Source organism: Streptomyces sp. NPDC093568, from assembly GCF_044764945.1.
In the GTDB taxonomy this organism is placed as follows: domain Bacteria; phylum Actinomycetota; class Actinomycetes; order Streptomycetales; family Streptomycetaceae; genus Streptomyces.
Genome location: NZ_JBIWJD010000004.1, coordinates 611,075 through 625,050 on the forward strand (window position 1 = coordinate 611,075; position 13,976 = coordinate 625,050).

Sequence of the window (13,976 nt, forward strand, 5' to 3'; positions counted from 1 at the left end):
GGGCCGGTGTCAAGATGCCTGGAGGAATCTTGGAAGCCACTCTTGTGCACCCACAGGCGTTCACTTAACCTCGCTGCAATATCGAAGCGCTTCGACAGTGGGGTTGACGCCATGACGCCGAGAGCCGCCTCCTCCGCCTCCACCGGCGAAGAAGGGCATGCTCACGGGAGCCGTCAAGGGCTGACCCGCGCCCCTCAGGTTCTCCAGTCCCCCCTTCCAGGAGTCGAGGTATGTCCATGCGCACGTCGCCACCCGGCCTGAGCGACGCCACCCGCGGCCGCCTCCTGTTCGGCGGCGACTGGAACCCCGAGCAGTGGCCCGAGGAGACCTGGCACGAGGACGTCCGGCTGATGAAGGACGCCGGCGTCAACTCGGTCACCCTCGGTGTCTTCTCCTGGGCTCGGCTCGAACCCCGCCCGGGAGCCAGGGAGTTCGGCTGGCTGGACCGGCTGATGGACCTGATGCACGACAACGGCATCGGGGTCGTCCTGGCCACCCCGACGTCCTCACCACCGCCCTGGATGGGGCGGCTGCACCCGGACACGCTTCCGCACGACGAGGACGGCCACACCGAGTGGTGGGGGTCCCGCCAGCACTTCTCCCACTCCAGCGCGACCTACCGCCGGTACGCCGCCGCCATCACCGAGGACCTCGCCGCCCGCTACGGCAGCCACCCCGCCCTGCGGATGTGGCACATCAACAACGAGTACTGCACCTACGACTGGGGCGACGAGGCCGAGGACGCCTTCCGCGGCTGGCTCCAGGCCAGGTACGGCACGCTCGACGCCCTCAACGAGGCCTGGGGGACGGCTTTCTGGAGCCAGGGCTACGGCGACTGGTACGAGGTCCTGCCGCCGCGCCGGGCGCACTACATGAAGAACCCCACCCAGGTGCTGGACTTCAAGCGGTTCACGTCCGACGCGCTGCTCGAGTGCTACCTCGCCGAGCGGGACATCGTCGCCCGGCGCAGCCCGGACATCCCCGTGACCACCAACTTCATGGCGGTCTGGCCGGGGCTGGACGCCTGGCGGTGGGCCGAGCAGGAGGACGTCGTCTCCGTCGACATCTATCCGGATCCGAGGGATCCGTTCGGCGGCCAGCACGGCGCCCTGGTGCACGACATGACCCGCTCGCAGGCCCGCGGCGGACCCTGGATGGTCATGGAGCAGGCCGCCGGGCCGGTCAACTGGCGCGGGGTGAACCACCCCAAGCCCGCCGGCCTCAACCGCCTGTGGTCCCTGCAGGCCGTGGCGCGCGGCGCCGACGCCGTCTGCTACTTCCAGTGGCGGCAGTCCCGGCAGGGCTCGGAGAAGTTCCACTCCGGGATGGTCGGCCACGCGGGGGAGCGGGGCCGTACCTTCCAGGAGGTCAAGCGGATCGGCGCCGAACTCGCCCTGCTGAGCGAGAAGGTGACGGACACCCGTGTCGAGTCCGCCGGCGTAGCCGTGCTGTTCGACTGGAACGCCTGGTGGGCGAGCCGGCAGGACGGGCGGCTGTCCCAGGAGGTCGACCACCCCCAGGTCGTCCGCGCCTGGCACCGCGCGCTGTGGGAGGCGAACACCACCGTCGACTTCGCCTCTCCCGAGCACGACCTGTCCGCCTACAAGCTGGTCGTCGTCCCGCAGCTCTACCTGATGACGGACGCGGCGATCGACAACCTCGTCGCCTACGTCCACCAAGGCGGCACCCTGGTCGCGGGCTTCCAGACCGGCGTCGCCGACGAGGACGACCGGGTGCGCGAGGGCGGCATGGACGCCCGGCTGCGGGACCTCTTCGGCATCCGGGTGCTGCACGAGTGGTGGCCGCTCGACGCGGGCGAGAGCGTCGATGCCGAGGGCTTCCGCGGCACGCTGTGGTCCGAGGAGATCGAGGCGGCGGACGACGTCGACGCCGTCACCCCGTACAAGGGCGGCGAGCTGGACGGGCTCCCCGCGGTGCTGCGCAAGGGCCGCGCCTGGTACCTGTCCACCCACCCCGAACCGCACGTCCTGCGCACGCTGCTCGCCGACATCGCCGCCGACGCGGGCGTACGGCCGGCCCTCGCCGGGGTTCCGGCCCAGGTGGAGGCCGTACGGCGAGGTAGCCTGCTGTTCCTGCTCAACCACGGGCGCGACACGGTCACCGTGCCGGTGCCCGGCCGCCATCGTGACCTGCTGACCGGCGCGGACCTCACCGACGCGGTCGAGCTCGGGCGCTATGGGGTGGTCGTACTGGAGGCTGCGTCATGACGGTGCACGGCACCTGGGAACCGGAACCCGCCGCCCGCTGGGAGGACGCCTTCCTGAGCGGGAACGGCCGACACGGCGTCATGGTGTTCGGTGATCCGAACGACGACCGGGTCGTCGTCAACCATCACACGCTGGTCCGCCCGAACGGCGGCGAACACGCCCGTCCGCCCGCCCTCGCCGCCGAACTTTCCGGCCTCCAGGACCGGTTGCTCGCCGGTGACGTCGACGCCGCCGAGCGCTTCACGGACGGGCGGGAGCTCCAGTGGGTGCAGCCCTTCCATCCCGCCTTCGGGATACGACTGCGCCGCCCCGCCACCGACGGCCAGGCGGACTTCCGCCGCGAGGTCGACTTCACCACCGGCGTCTGCGAGGCCGTGCGGGGCGCCTGGCGCAGCCGGGTCTTCGTCTCCCGCGCCGACGACGTCATCGTCCAGTACGTCACCGAGCCCGGCCTCATCACCGAAGTGACCCTCGACCACCAACTTCCCGGCGCTCCTTACGACCTGGCCGTCGGACAGGGTGCCGTCCTCACCGCCGAGGGCGCCCTGCTCAGCCTCCGCGTCCGCTACCCCGGCAGCGACCTCGGCTACACCGGCGTCACGCTCGCCGTGGTCACGGGCGGCAGCACCCGCTCCTCCCTGCCGGGCCTGCACATCGCGGGCGCCCGCTCGCTGCTCCTCCTCACCCGCGTCCGGCGGCACACCGGTGAGCCGGACGCCCTCGCCGAGGCCCAGGCGCTGCGCGCGCTGCTTCCCGACGGCGACGAGAGCCCGTACGACCATCTCCTCGCCCGCCACACCGCCCTGCACCGCCCCGCCTACCTCCGCGCCGGCCTCGATCTGGCCGCCGACGCGGCCGAACGCGCCCTCCCCGGCTCGGAGCTGGTCCGCCGCCCGAAGAGCCCCGCACTCCTGGAACGCCTCTTCGCGGCCGGCCGCTATCACCAGCTGTCCGCCGCCGGCATGCTCCCGCCCCGCCTCACGGGACTGTGGACCGGCGACTGGGACACGGCCTGGTCGGGCGCCTTCACCACCGACGCCAACCTCAACCTCCAGACCGCGTCCGCGGCGGCGGCCGCGCTGCCCGAGGTCACCGAGGCCCACGCCGCGCTGATCCACGGGCAGCTCCCCGACTGGCGCGAGAACGCGACGGCGATCTTCGGCGCCCGGGGCGTGGTCGCCCCCAGCCACACCGACGGCGAGTCCGGCCGCTCCTACCACTTCAACCGCGAGTACCCGCTGCACCTGTGGACCGCGGGCGCCGACTGGCTCCTCAAGCCCCTGGTGGACCACGACGACACCCGGGGCGAGCGCGACCCGCGCACCGCCGCCGTCCTCGCCGAAGCCGCCCTGTTCTACGAGGACTTCCTCACCCGCACCGACGACGACGGCCGACTGGTCGTCGTCCCCTCCTACTCACCCGAGAACCGCCCGGCGAACGCGAGCTGGGGCACGCTCAACGCCGCCATGGACCTCTCGGCGGCCCGCCACGCCCTGCTCACGGCGGCCGAATACCACCCGGGCACCCCGGACGCCGGCCGCTGGCGCGCCCTCGCCGACCGGCTCCCGCCGCACCGGATCAACGAGGACGGCGCCCTCGCCGAGTGGGCCTGGCCCGGACTGCGGGACACCTACGACCACCGCCACCTCAGCCACCTCTACGGCGTCTGGCCGCTCGACGAGATCACCCCGTACGACACCCCCGCCCTCGCGAGGGCCGCCCACCGCGCGCTGGAACTGCGCGGTGCCGAGAACGACTCCGCGCACGGCCACCTCCACCACGCCCTGATCGCGGCCCGGCTCAGGGACGGCGAGCGCGTCGCCCACGCCCTCGACCAGGTCCTGGGCGGCGACTTCTTCCACGCCTCCCTGATGAGCGCCCACTACCCGAACCGCCACGTCTACAACGCCGACGCCGCGCACACCCTGCCCGCCGTACTGATCGAGATGCTCCTCCAGTCGACCCCGGACCGGCTGGTCCTGCTGCCCGCGCTGCCCGGCGCCCTGCCGGAAGGCCGGCTGCGGGGCATCCGCACCCGGTTCGGCGCGGAGGTCGATCTGACCTGGGCGCCCGACGGGCTCACGGCGGTCCTGAAGCCGTCCCGCGGCGTCCGCATCGAAGTCCGGACTCCGGACTGTGTGGCGAAGCAGCTCGACCTCAGCGCGGGAGAGGAACGCCTCATCACCACCAACCCCGCGATCACCAGCAGTTGACGGGTGTGGCCGGTCCCTCCCCGGTCGGGACCGGCCACACCCTCGCTACTCCGCGACCGGCAGCAGCGCCCCGTCCCGCAGGAACAGCGGGATGCGGTCCAGCGGGGCGTCGACCGTCACGGTCCCGCCGCCCTCGTACGTCTCACCCGTCCACGCGTCCGTCCAGCTCGCGCCCGCCGGAAGGTACGTCGTCCAGGTCGTCGCGCCCGCCGTCAGCACCGGGGCGACCAGCAGGTCGCGGCCGAAGAGGTAGGCGTCGTCGACGGCCCAGGCCGCCTGGTCGTCCGGGAACTCCAGGAACAGCGGCCGCATCACCGGCAGCCCCTCCTCGTGCGCCTCCCGCATCACGTCCAGCACGTACGGCTTGAGCCGCTCGCGCAGCCGCAGGTACTTCTCCAGGATCGCGCCGGCCTGCTCGCCGTAGGACCACACCTCGTTCGGACCGCCGGTCATCTCCGGGCCGAGCGGCATGCCCGGGTCGCGGAAGCCGTGCAGGCGCATCAGCGGGGACAGGGCGCCGAACTGGAACCAGCGGACCATCACCTCGCGGTAGGCCGGGTCGTCCGGGTCGCCGCCGTGGAAGCCGCCGATGTCGGTGTTCCACCAGGGGATGCCGGAGAGCGCGGTGTTGAGGCCGGCCGCGATCTGGCGGCGCAGGGTCGGGAAGTCGGTGCCGATGTCGCCGGACCACAGGGCGGCGCCGTAGCGCTGACTGCCCGCCCAGGCCGAGCGGTTGAGGGTGACGATCTCCTCCTCGCCGCCGGCGCGCAGGCCCTCGTGGAAGGTGCGGGAGTTCTCCGCCGGGTAGAGGTTGCCGACCTCCAGGCCCGGGCCCGCCCAGTAGCGCAGGTTCTCCTGGAAGCCCGGCTTCAGCTCCGGCTCGCAGGCGTCCAGCCAGAAGGCGGTGATGCCGTACGGGTCGAGGTAGTTCTGCTTGATCCTCGACCACAGGAACGCGCGGGCGTCCGGGTTGGTGGCGTCGTAGAACGCCACCTGGACCGTCGACGCCACCTCCTTGTCCGGCCAGTCGGCGTGCGCCATCGGGCCGTACTGGGTGCCGATGAAGTAGCCGCGCTGCTCCATGACCGGGTGATTCTCGGAGAGGGGCGACACCGAGGGCCAGACGGAGACGACGAGCTTGATGCCCAGCTCGTCCAGCTCGCGCACCATCGCCGCCGGGTCCGGCCACTCCGCCGGGTCGAACTTCCACTCGCCGAGATGCGTCCAGTGGAAGAAGTCGCAGACGATCGCGGAGATGGGCAGGCCCCGGCGCTTGTACTCCCGTGCCACCGCGAGGAGTTCGTCCTGCGTGCGATAGCGCAGCTTGCACTGCCAGAAGCCCGCAGCCCACCGGGGCAGCATCGGCGTACGGCCCGTCGCCGCGCTGTAGCGGCGCTGGCCGTCGGCCGGGGTGCCCGCGGTGATCCAGTAGTCGATCTGGCGGGCCGAGTCGGCGACCCACCGGGTGCCGTTGTGCGCGAGTTCCACGCGGCCGATCGCCGGGTTGTTCCACAGCAGGGTGTAGCCGCGGCTGGAGGCGAGCACCGGGATGCCGACCTCGGCGTTGCGCTGGACCAGGTCGAGGACCAGGCCCTTCTGGTCGAAGCGGCCGTGCTGGTGCTGGCCCAGGCCGTACAGCCTCTCGTCGTCGTACGCGGCGAAGCGCTGCTCCAGGCGGTGGTGGCCGTTGCCGACGGCGGTGTAGAGCCGCGGACCGGGCCACCAGAAGTGGGCGCGCTCCTCGGCGAGGAGCTCGGCGGAGTCCGCGGTGCGCAGGAAGCGGATCAGGCCCTCGGCGTCCACGTGGACGGTCAGCGCGCCCACGGTCAGCTGCGCCTCCCCGTCACCGATCTTGACCGAGCTCTCGGTGGCCTCGGGCTCGTCGAGCAGGGCGCCGGGCAGTCCGTCGAGGACCGGCCCGCCGAGCCGGGCCCGCACCCGGACCGCGTCCGGACCCCATGGCTCGACGCGTACCGTCTCCTGCCGGCCGCTCCACTCCAGCGCGCCGTCCCGCTCGCGGAACGTGCCGACGGTCGGGGACGACTGCGTGAGGCTGACCGTGCCCGGCTGTGGCTGGTTTTCGGCAGACTGATTCACGGGGTGCTCCTCAGGAGGGCAGCGAATGCAGACATGGCGGTGCCCGGCGAGGGCACGGTGGTGAAGCGGTCAGTGGGCGGCGGACGGCGCCTGGCCCGTGCTCGCCCGGACCGTCAGCTCGGGCGCGATCAGCAGCACTTCGTCGCTGCCGCGCCCGTCCAGCTTGGCGACGAGCTGCTCCACGGCGTGCCGGCCCATCTCCTGCGCGGGGATGGAGACCGACGTCAGCCGCACCGAGGCCTGGGTGGCGACCTGGTCGGGGCAGATGGCGACCACCGAGACGTCCTCGGGGACGGCACGGCCCTGCTGGCGCAGCAGGGCGAGCAGCGGCTCGACCGCCGACTCGTTCTGCACGACGAACCCGGTGGTGCCCGGCCGCTCGTCGAGGATCCGGGCGAGGGTGACGGCCATCGCGTCGTACCCGCCCTCGCAGGGCCGGTGCAGCAGCCGCAGCCCCAGCTCCTGGGACCGCAGCCGCAGCCCGTCGAGCGTGCGCTCGGCGAAACCGGTGTGCCGCTCGTAGACGGCCGGCGCCTCGCCGATGACAGCGATGTCGCGGTGCCCCAGGCTCGCCAGATGCTCCACGCACAGCGCGCCGGTCGCCTTGAAGTCGAGGTCGACGCAGGTCAGCCCGGTGGTGTCGGCGGGCAGCCCGATCAGCACGGACGGCTGGTCGGTGCCGCGCAGCAGCGGCAGCCGCTCGTCGTCCAGCTGGACGTCCATCAGGATCATCGCGTCGGCCAGTCCGCTGCCGGTGACGCGGCGCACGGCGTCGGGGCCCTCCTCGCCGGTCAGCAGCAGGACGTCGTAACCATGCGTACGGGCGGCCGTCGCCACCGCGATGGCGATCTCCATCATCACCGGCACGTACATGTCGGTGCGCAGCGGGATCATCAGCGCGATGATGTTCGACCGGTTGCTGGCCAGGGCGCGGGCGCCCGCGTTCGGGTGATAGCCGAGGTCGCGGATACTCTGCTCGACCCGCTGCCGGGTGGTCGCGGAGATGGACCGCTTGCCGCTGAGGACATAGCTCACCGTGCTCGCCGAGACTCCGGCGTGCTGGGCGACCTCGGCGAGGGTGACCATCCGCTCTCCAGGTTTTTTGAAGCGCTTCGACAGTGCGCGGTGCGAACAGGGCGGGTGTAAGGGTGGTTCGACAGTAGCTCTGGTGCGCGTGGGTGTCCATAGGTTGTCGAAGCGCTTCGACAGTTTTTCTCGCACTTCTCGCGCGAGGGACGGCGATGCTCCCTCCGTGCACTCGTCCGGCGCAAGCTGCGCGCGGGGTGGTGGGGCCGCCCGGAATCGGGTACATACGATCGGGTAGCACCCGTCGGTAACCAAACGGCCCAAGATCCCGATTCGCGTCGAGGTGAGCCTCATGTCGGCAGCACCCACGAAACCCACCGTCAGCGAACGTGAGGCACGCCAGGTGGCGGAGGAGGCGCGCCAACAGGACTGGCGCAAGCCCAGCTTCGCCAAGGAACTGTTCCTCGGCCGCTTCCGCCTGGACCTCATCCATCCCCACCCGATGCCCACCGACGAGGCCTCCCAGCGCGGCGAGGAGTTCCTCGCCAAGCTGCGCGACTTCATCGAGACGAAGGTCGACGGCGCCCTCATCGAGCGCGAGGCCCGCATCCCCGACGAGGTGATCGACGGCCTGAAGGAACTCGGCGCCTTCGGCATGAAGATCGACACCAAGTACGGCGGTCTCGGCCTCGGCCAGGTGTACTACAACAAGGCCCTCACCCTGGCCGGATCGGCCAGCGCGGCGATCGGCGTCCTGCTCTCCGCCCATCAGTCGATCGGCGTACCGCAGCCGCTGAAGTTGTTCGGCACCCCCGAGCAGAAGGATCTCTTCCTGCCGCGCTGCGCACGCACCGACATCAGCGCCTTCCTGCTCACCGAGCCCGACGTCGGCTCCGACCCGGCCCGCCTCGCCACCACCGCCGTACCGGACGGGGACGACTACATCCTCGACGGCGTCAAGCTGTGGACGACCAACGGCGTGGTCGCCGACCTCCTCGTCGTCATGGCCCGCGTGCCGAAGTCCGAGGGGCACAAGGGCGGCATCACCGCCTTCGTCGTCGAGACCAACTCGCCGGGCATCACCGTCGAGAACCGCAACGCCTTCATGGGCCTGCGCGGCATCGAGAACGGCGTCACCCGCTTCCACCAGGTCAGGGTCCCGGCGGCGAACCGGATCGGACCGGAAGGCGCGGGCCTGAAGATCGCCCTGACCACGCTCAACACAGGTCGGCTCTCGCTCCCCGCGTCCTGCGTCGCGGCCGGCAAGTGGTGCCTGAAGATCGCCCGCGAGTGGTCGGCGGCGCGCGAGCAGTGGGGCAAGCCGATCTCCCACCACGAGGCCGTCGGCTCCAAGATCTCCTTCATCGCGGCCACCACCTTCGCCCTGGAGGCGGTCACCGACCTCGCCTCGCAGATGGCCGACGAGGACCGCAACGACATCCGCATCGAAGGCGCCCTCGCCAAACTGTTCGCCTCCGAGATGGGCTGGCTCATCGCCGACGAACTGGTCCAGATCCGCGGCGGCCGCGGCTTCGAGACCGCCGACTCGCTCAGGGCGCGCGGTGAGCGCGGAGTCCCCGCCGAGCAGGTCCTGCGCGACCTGCGCATCAACCGCATCTTCGAGGGCTCCACGGAGATCATGCACCTGCTGATCGCCCGCGAGGCCGTCGACGCCCACCTGACGGTCGCCGGCGACCTCATCGACCCCGACAAGTCCCTCCAGGACAAGGCGAAGGCGGGCGCGAACGCGGGCGTCTTCTACGCCAAGTGGCTGCCGAAACTGGTCGCCGGCCAGGGGCAACTGCCGTACACCTACGGCGAGTTCAAGCAGGGCATCGACCTCTCCGCGCACCTGCGCTACGTCGAGCGCACCTCCCGCAAGCTCGCCCGCTCCACCTTCTACGGCATGTCCCGCTGGCAGGGCCGGATGGAGACCAAGCAGGGCTTCCTCGGCCGGGTCGTCGACATCGGCGCCGAACTGTTCGCCATGAGCGCGGTCTGCGTCCGCGCCGAGCACCTGCGCGCCCAGGGCGAACACGGCCGCGAGGCCTACCAGCTCGCGGACGCCTTCTGCCGGCAGTCACGCCTGCGGATCGAGGAGCTCTTCGGCCGGCTGTGGTCCAACACCGACGACCTCGACCGCAAGGTGGTCAAGGGTGTGATGGCGGGCACGTACGAGTGGCTGGAACAGGGCATCGTCGACCCGTCGGACGACGGCGGCGTGTGGATCGCGGACGCGACCCCGGGCCCGAGCGAGCGGGAGAACGTACACCGTCCGATCAGTTGAGCGACCCGGTGAGGGGTCACCGCCGCCCGGTCGGGGCCGGGGACGACCCCTCACCATCCTGTTACCTGCCGGAGGGGGACGCCCTGTCCTGCCGACAAGCCGTTACGGCCACAATAGGGGGATGAGCGACAGCCCAGCCCCCCTCGCCGACCCGCATCTCGTCTACGACCCCGTGGCGGGCGACGGCCCCAAGGACGTGGTGATCCTCGGCTCGACCGGCTCCATCGGCACCCAGGCCATCGACCTCGTGCTGCGCAACCCCGACCGGTTCCGGGTCACCGCCCTGTCCGCCAACGGCGGCCGGGTCGCCCTCCTCGCCGAGCAGGCGTACCGGCTGCGGGTACGGACCGTCGCGGTCGCCCGCGAGGACGTCGTACCGGCGCTGCGGGAAGCCCTGGAGGCCCAGTACGGCACGGGCGAGCCGCTCCCCGAGATCCTCGCCGGACCGGACGCGGCCACCCAGGTAGCCGCCTCCGACTGCCACACCGTCCTCAACGGCATCACCGGCTCCATCGGCCTCGCCCCCACCCTCGCCGCCCTGGAGGCGGGCCGCACCCTCGCGCTGGCCAACAAGGAGTCCCTGATCGTCGGCGGCCCGCTGGTCAAGGCGCTCGCCAAGCCCGGTCAGATCATCCCCGTCGACTCCGAGCACGCGGCGCTTTTCCAGGCGCTGGCGTCCGGTGCGCGCGCGGACGTACGCAAGCTCGTCGTCACCGCCTCCGGCGGCCCCTTCCGCGGCCGCACCAAGGCGGACCTGGAGAAGGTGACCGTCGAGGACGCCCTCGCGCACCCCACCTGGGCCATGGGGCCGGTGATCACGATCAACTCCGCGACCCTCGTCAACAAGGGTCTGGAGGTCATCGAGGCGCATCTGCTGTACGACATTTCCTTCGACCGCATTGAGGTGGTCGTGCATCCCCAGTCGTATGTTCACTCGATGGTTGAGTTCACGGACGGATCCACGATCGCCCAGGCGACGCCCCCCGACATGCGCGGGCCCATCGCCATCGGCCTCGGCTGGCCCGAACGCATTCCCGACGCGGCGCCCACCTTCGACTGGAGCAAGGCGTCGACCTGGGAGTTCTTCCCGCTCGACAACGAGGCGTTCCCGTCGGTCAACCTGGCGCGCCACGTGGGGAAGCTCGCGGGCACGGCACCCGCGGTGTTCAATGCCGCCAACGAGGAGTGCGTGGAGGCCTTCCGGGCCGGCGCGCTGCCGTTCAACGGGATCATGGAGACCGTGACGCGGGTGGTGGAGGAACATGGCACCCCGCGCGCGGGAACTTCACTCACCGTCGCGGACGTCCTCGAAGCGGAGACCTGGGCCCGCGCACGAGCCCGGGAACTGGCGGCACACACGGCGGAGGCCCGTGCATGACGACCCTGATGTTCATCCTCGGCATAGTGCTGTTCGCGGTCGGGCTGCTCTTCTCGATCGCCTGGCACGAGCTGGGCCACTTGTCCACGGCCAAGCTGTTCGGCATCCGCGTGCCGCAGTACATGGTCGGCTTCGGCCCGACCATCTGGTCACGGAACAAGGGCGAGACCGAGTACGGCGTCAAGGCGATCCCGTTCGGCGGCTACATCCGCATGATCGGCATGTTCCCGCCCGGACCGGACGGCCGCCTCGAAGCCCGCTCCACCTCACCCTGGCGCGGCATGATCGAGGACGCCCGCTCGGCCGCCTTCGAGGAGCTCAAGCCGGGTGACGAGAGCCGCCTGTTCTACACGCGCAAGCCGTGGAAACGGGTCATCGTGATGTTCGCGGGCCCGTTCATGAACCTGATCCTCGCCTTCGGACTGTTCCTCACCGTGCTGATGGGCTTCGGCATCCAGCAGCAGACCACCACCGTCAGCTCGGTCTCCCCGTGTGTGATCGCCCAGACCGAGAACCGCGAGGACTGCAAGGCGTCCGACCCCAAGTCCCCGGCCGCGGCCGCCGGCATGAAGGCCGGCGACAAGATCGTCGCCTTCGACGGCGTCCGGACCGAAGACTGGAACACCCTCTCCGACCTGATCCGCGACAGCGCCGGCAAGGAGGTGCCGATCGTCGTCGACCGGGGAGGCCGGCAGGTCACCCTGGAGGCGAAGATCGCCACCAACCGGGTCGTGAAGAAGGACGCGAGCGGGGCCTACGTCGAGGGTGAGTACGTCAAGGCCGGCTTCCTCGGCTTCAGCTCGGCCACCGGCGTCGTCAAACAGGACTTCGGCGACTCGGTGGCCTGGATGACGGACCGGGTCGGCGAGGCCGTCGACTCGCTCGTGGCCCTGCCCTCCAAGATCCCCGCCCTGTGGGACGCGGCGTTCGGCGACGGCGAGCGCGAGCCGGACTCCCCGATGGGCATCGTGGGCGCGGCCCGGGTGAGCGGCGAGATCGCGACCCTCGACATCCCGGCGTCGCAACAGCTGGCCACGTTCGTCTTCCTCCTGGCCGGCTTCAACCTCTCCCTGTTCCTCTTCAACATGCTCCCGCTGCTGCCGCTCGACGGCGGTCATATCGCGGGCGCCCTGTGGGAGTCGCTGCGCCGCAACCTGGCGAGGGTGCTGCGCCGCCCGGACCCGGGTCCGTTCGACGTGGCGAAGCTGATGCCGGTGGCCTACGTGGTCGCCGGAGTGTTCATCTGCTTCACCCTGCTGGTACTGGTCGCGGACCTCGTTAACCCGGTCAGAATCTCCTAGCCATACGGCGTTCGAGGCGGCCCGGGATCCTTTGTCCCGGGCCGCCTTCCATTGAGTGGGTTTACGGGCGATGGGGGTCCCCCCGCCGAGTGCATCCGAGGTGGGGGCGTGCTGGGCTTTGGTCGCGTGCCGTAATCTCGAAGCCTGGAGCCCGCTGCTGACGGGACCGGATCTTGATCCACGACTTGGGGTTGCACAGCAGATGACTGCGATTTCTCTCGGCATGCCGTCCGTTCCGACCAAGCTCGCCGAGCGCCGGAAGAGCCGGCAGATCCAGGTCGGGACCGTGGCGGTGGGCGGCGACGCCCCGGTCTCGGTCCAGTCCATGACGACGACCCGTACGTCCGACATCGGCGCGACCCTTCAGCAGATCGCCGAGCTGACCGCCTCCGGCTGCCAGATCGTGCGGGTGGCGTGCCCCACGCAGGACGACGCCGACGCGCTTTCGACGATCGCCCGCAAGTCGCAGATCCCGGTGATCGCCGACATCCACTTCCAGCCCAAGTACGTCTTCGCGGCCATCGAGGCCGGCTGCGCCGCGGTCCGGGTGAACCCCGGCAACATCAAGCAGTTCGACGACAAGGTCAAGGAGATCGCGCGGGCCGCGAAGGACCACGGCACCCCGATCCGCATCGGCGTCAACGCGGGCTCGCTCGACCGGCGCCTGCTCCAGAAGTACGGCAAGGCGACGCCCGAGGCGCTCGTCGAGTCGGCCCTGTGGGAGGCGTCCCTCTTCGAGGAGCACGACTTCCGGGACATCAAGATCTCGGTGAAGCACAACGACCCGGTCGTGATGGTCAGGGCCTACCAGCTGCTGGCCGAGCAGTGCGACTACCCCCTCCACCTCGGCGTGACGGAGGCGGGCCCGGCGTTCCAGGGCACGATCAAGTCCGCGGTGGCCTTCGGGGCCCTTTTGAGCCAGGGCATCGGTGACACCATCCGCGTCTCCCTGTCGGCCCCGCCGGTCGAGGAGGTCAAGGTCGGCAACCAGATCCTGGAGTCCCTGAACCTCAAGCAGCGCGGCCTGGAGATCGTCTCCTGCCCGTCCTGCGGCCGCGCCCAGGTCGACGTCTACAAGCTGGCCGAAGAGGTCACCGCCGGCCTGACCGGCATGGATGTCCCCCTCCGCGTCGCCGTCATGGGCTGCGTCGTCAACGGCCCCGGCGAGGCCCGCGAGGCCGACCTCGGCGTCGCCTCCGGCAACGGCAAGGGCCAGATCTTCGTCAAGGGCGAGGTCATCAAGACGGTCCCCGAGTCCAAGATCGTCGAGACCCTCATCGAGGAGGCCATGAAGCTGGCCGAAAAGATGGAGGCGGAGGGCACGGAGTCGGGCGAGCCGTCGGTCTCGGTGGCGGGCTGAGAGCGGGGGCCGCAGGCCCCCGAGGGGCGCGGGGAACTGCGCGCCCAGCCCCCACTCACCCGCAGCCGCCGGCCCTCGCAGCGTGC

General features: G+C 70.9%; 8 protein-coding genes. 6 read left to right on the top strand and 2 right to left on the bottom strand.

The features are described 5' to 3' along the window. Positions 1 to 236: 236 nt before the first annotated feature. Both ACIRD7_RS20175 and ACIRD7_RS20180 read left to right on the top strand, forming a co-directional pair. The gene (locus ACIRD7_RS20175; protein ID WP_403455108.1) at positions 237 to 2,228 is read left to right on the top strand and encodes a beta-galactosidase; all 1,992 of its coding nucleotides are present in this window, start codon (positions 237 to 239) and stop codon (positions 2,226 to 2,228) included. Beyond that, positions 2,225 to 4,441, top strand: a complete 2,217-nt coding sequence (locus ACIRD7_RS20180) for a glycosyl hydrolase family 95 catalytic domain-containing protein (RefSeq protein WP_403454888.1) — start codon at positions 2,225 to 2,227, stop codon at positions 4,439 to 4,441. Before ACIRD7_RS20175 ends, ACIRD7_RS20180 begins: the two co-directional genes overlap by 4 nt. A gap of 45 nt (positions 4,442 to 4,486) precedes the next feature. Here ACIRD7_RS20180 and ACIRD7_RS20185 read toward each other — a convergent pair whose 3' ends face one another. Both ACIRD7_RS20185 and ACIRD7_RS20190 read right to left on the bottom strand, forming a co-directional pair. Further along, complete coding sequence (locus ACIRD7_RS20185; RefSeq protein ID WP_403454891.1) at positions 4,487 to 6,538, bottom strand: TIM-barrel domain-containing protein; 2,052 nt, start codon at positions 6,536 to 6,538, stop codon at positions 4,487 to 4,489. A 69-nt stretch (positions 6,539 to 6,607) separates the two neighbouring features. Continuing rightward, positions 6,608 to 7,624 carry a LacI family DNA-binding transcriptional regulator gene (locus ACIRD7_RS20190; RefSeq protein ID WP_403454894.1) on the bottom strand — a complete coding sequence of 339 codons (1,017 nt, stop codon included), beginning with the start codon at positions 7,622 to 7,624 and terminating at the stop codon, positions 6,608 to 6,610. 292 nt (positions 7,625 to 7,916) lie between these two features. Here ACIRD7_RS20190 and ACIRD7_RS20195 point away from each other — a divergent pair, with 292 nt between their 5' ends. The 4 genes from ACIRD7_RS20195 to ispG all read left to right on the top strand — a co-directional run bounded on the left by ACIRD7_RS20195 (position 7,917) and on the right by ispG (position 13,890). Beyond that, a complete protein-coding gene (locus ACIRD7_RS20195; protein ID WP_403454896.1) occupies positions 7,917 to 9,851 on the top strand; it encodes an acyl-CoA dehydrogenase family protein in 1,935 nt (644 codons plus the stop codon). 121 nt (positions 9,852 to 9,972) lie between these two features. After that, the gene (gene dxr / locus ACIRD7_RS20200) at positions 9,973 to 11,229 is read left to right on the top strand and encodes a 1-deoxy-D-xylulose-5-phosphate reductoisomerase (RefSeq protein ID WP_403454899.1); all 1,257 of its coding nucleotides are present in this window, start codon (positions 9,973 to 9,975) and stop codon (positions 11,227 to 11,229) included. 8 nt (positions 11,230 to 11,237) lie between these two features. Further along, positions 11,238 to 12,530 carry a M50 family metallopeptidase gene (locus ACIRD7_RS20205; protein WP_403455110.1) on the top strand — a complete coding sequence of 431 codons (1,293 nt, stop codon included), beginning with the start codon at positions 11,238 to 11,240 and terminating at the stop codon, positions 12,528 to 12,530. A gap of 202 nt (positions 12,531 to 12,732) precedes the next feature. Further along, a complete protein-coding gene (gene ispG, locus ACIRD7_RS20210; protein WP_403454900.1) occupies positions 12,733 to 13,890 on the top strand; it encodes a flavodoxin-dependent (E)-4-hydroxy-3-methylbut-2-enyl-diphosphate synthase in 1,158 nt (385 codons plus the stop codon). The last annotated feature ends 86 nt before the right edge of the window (positions 13,891 to 13,976 follow it).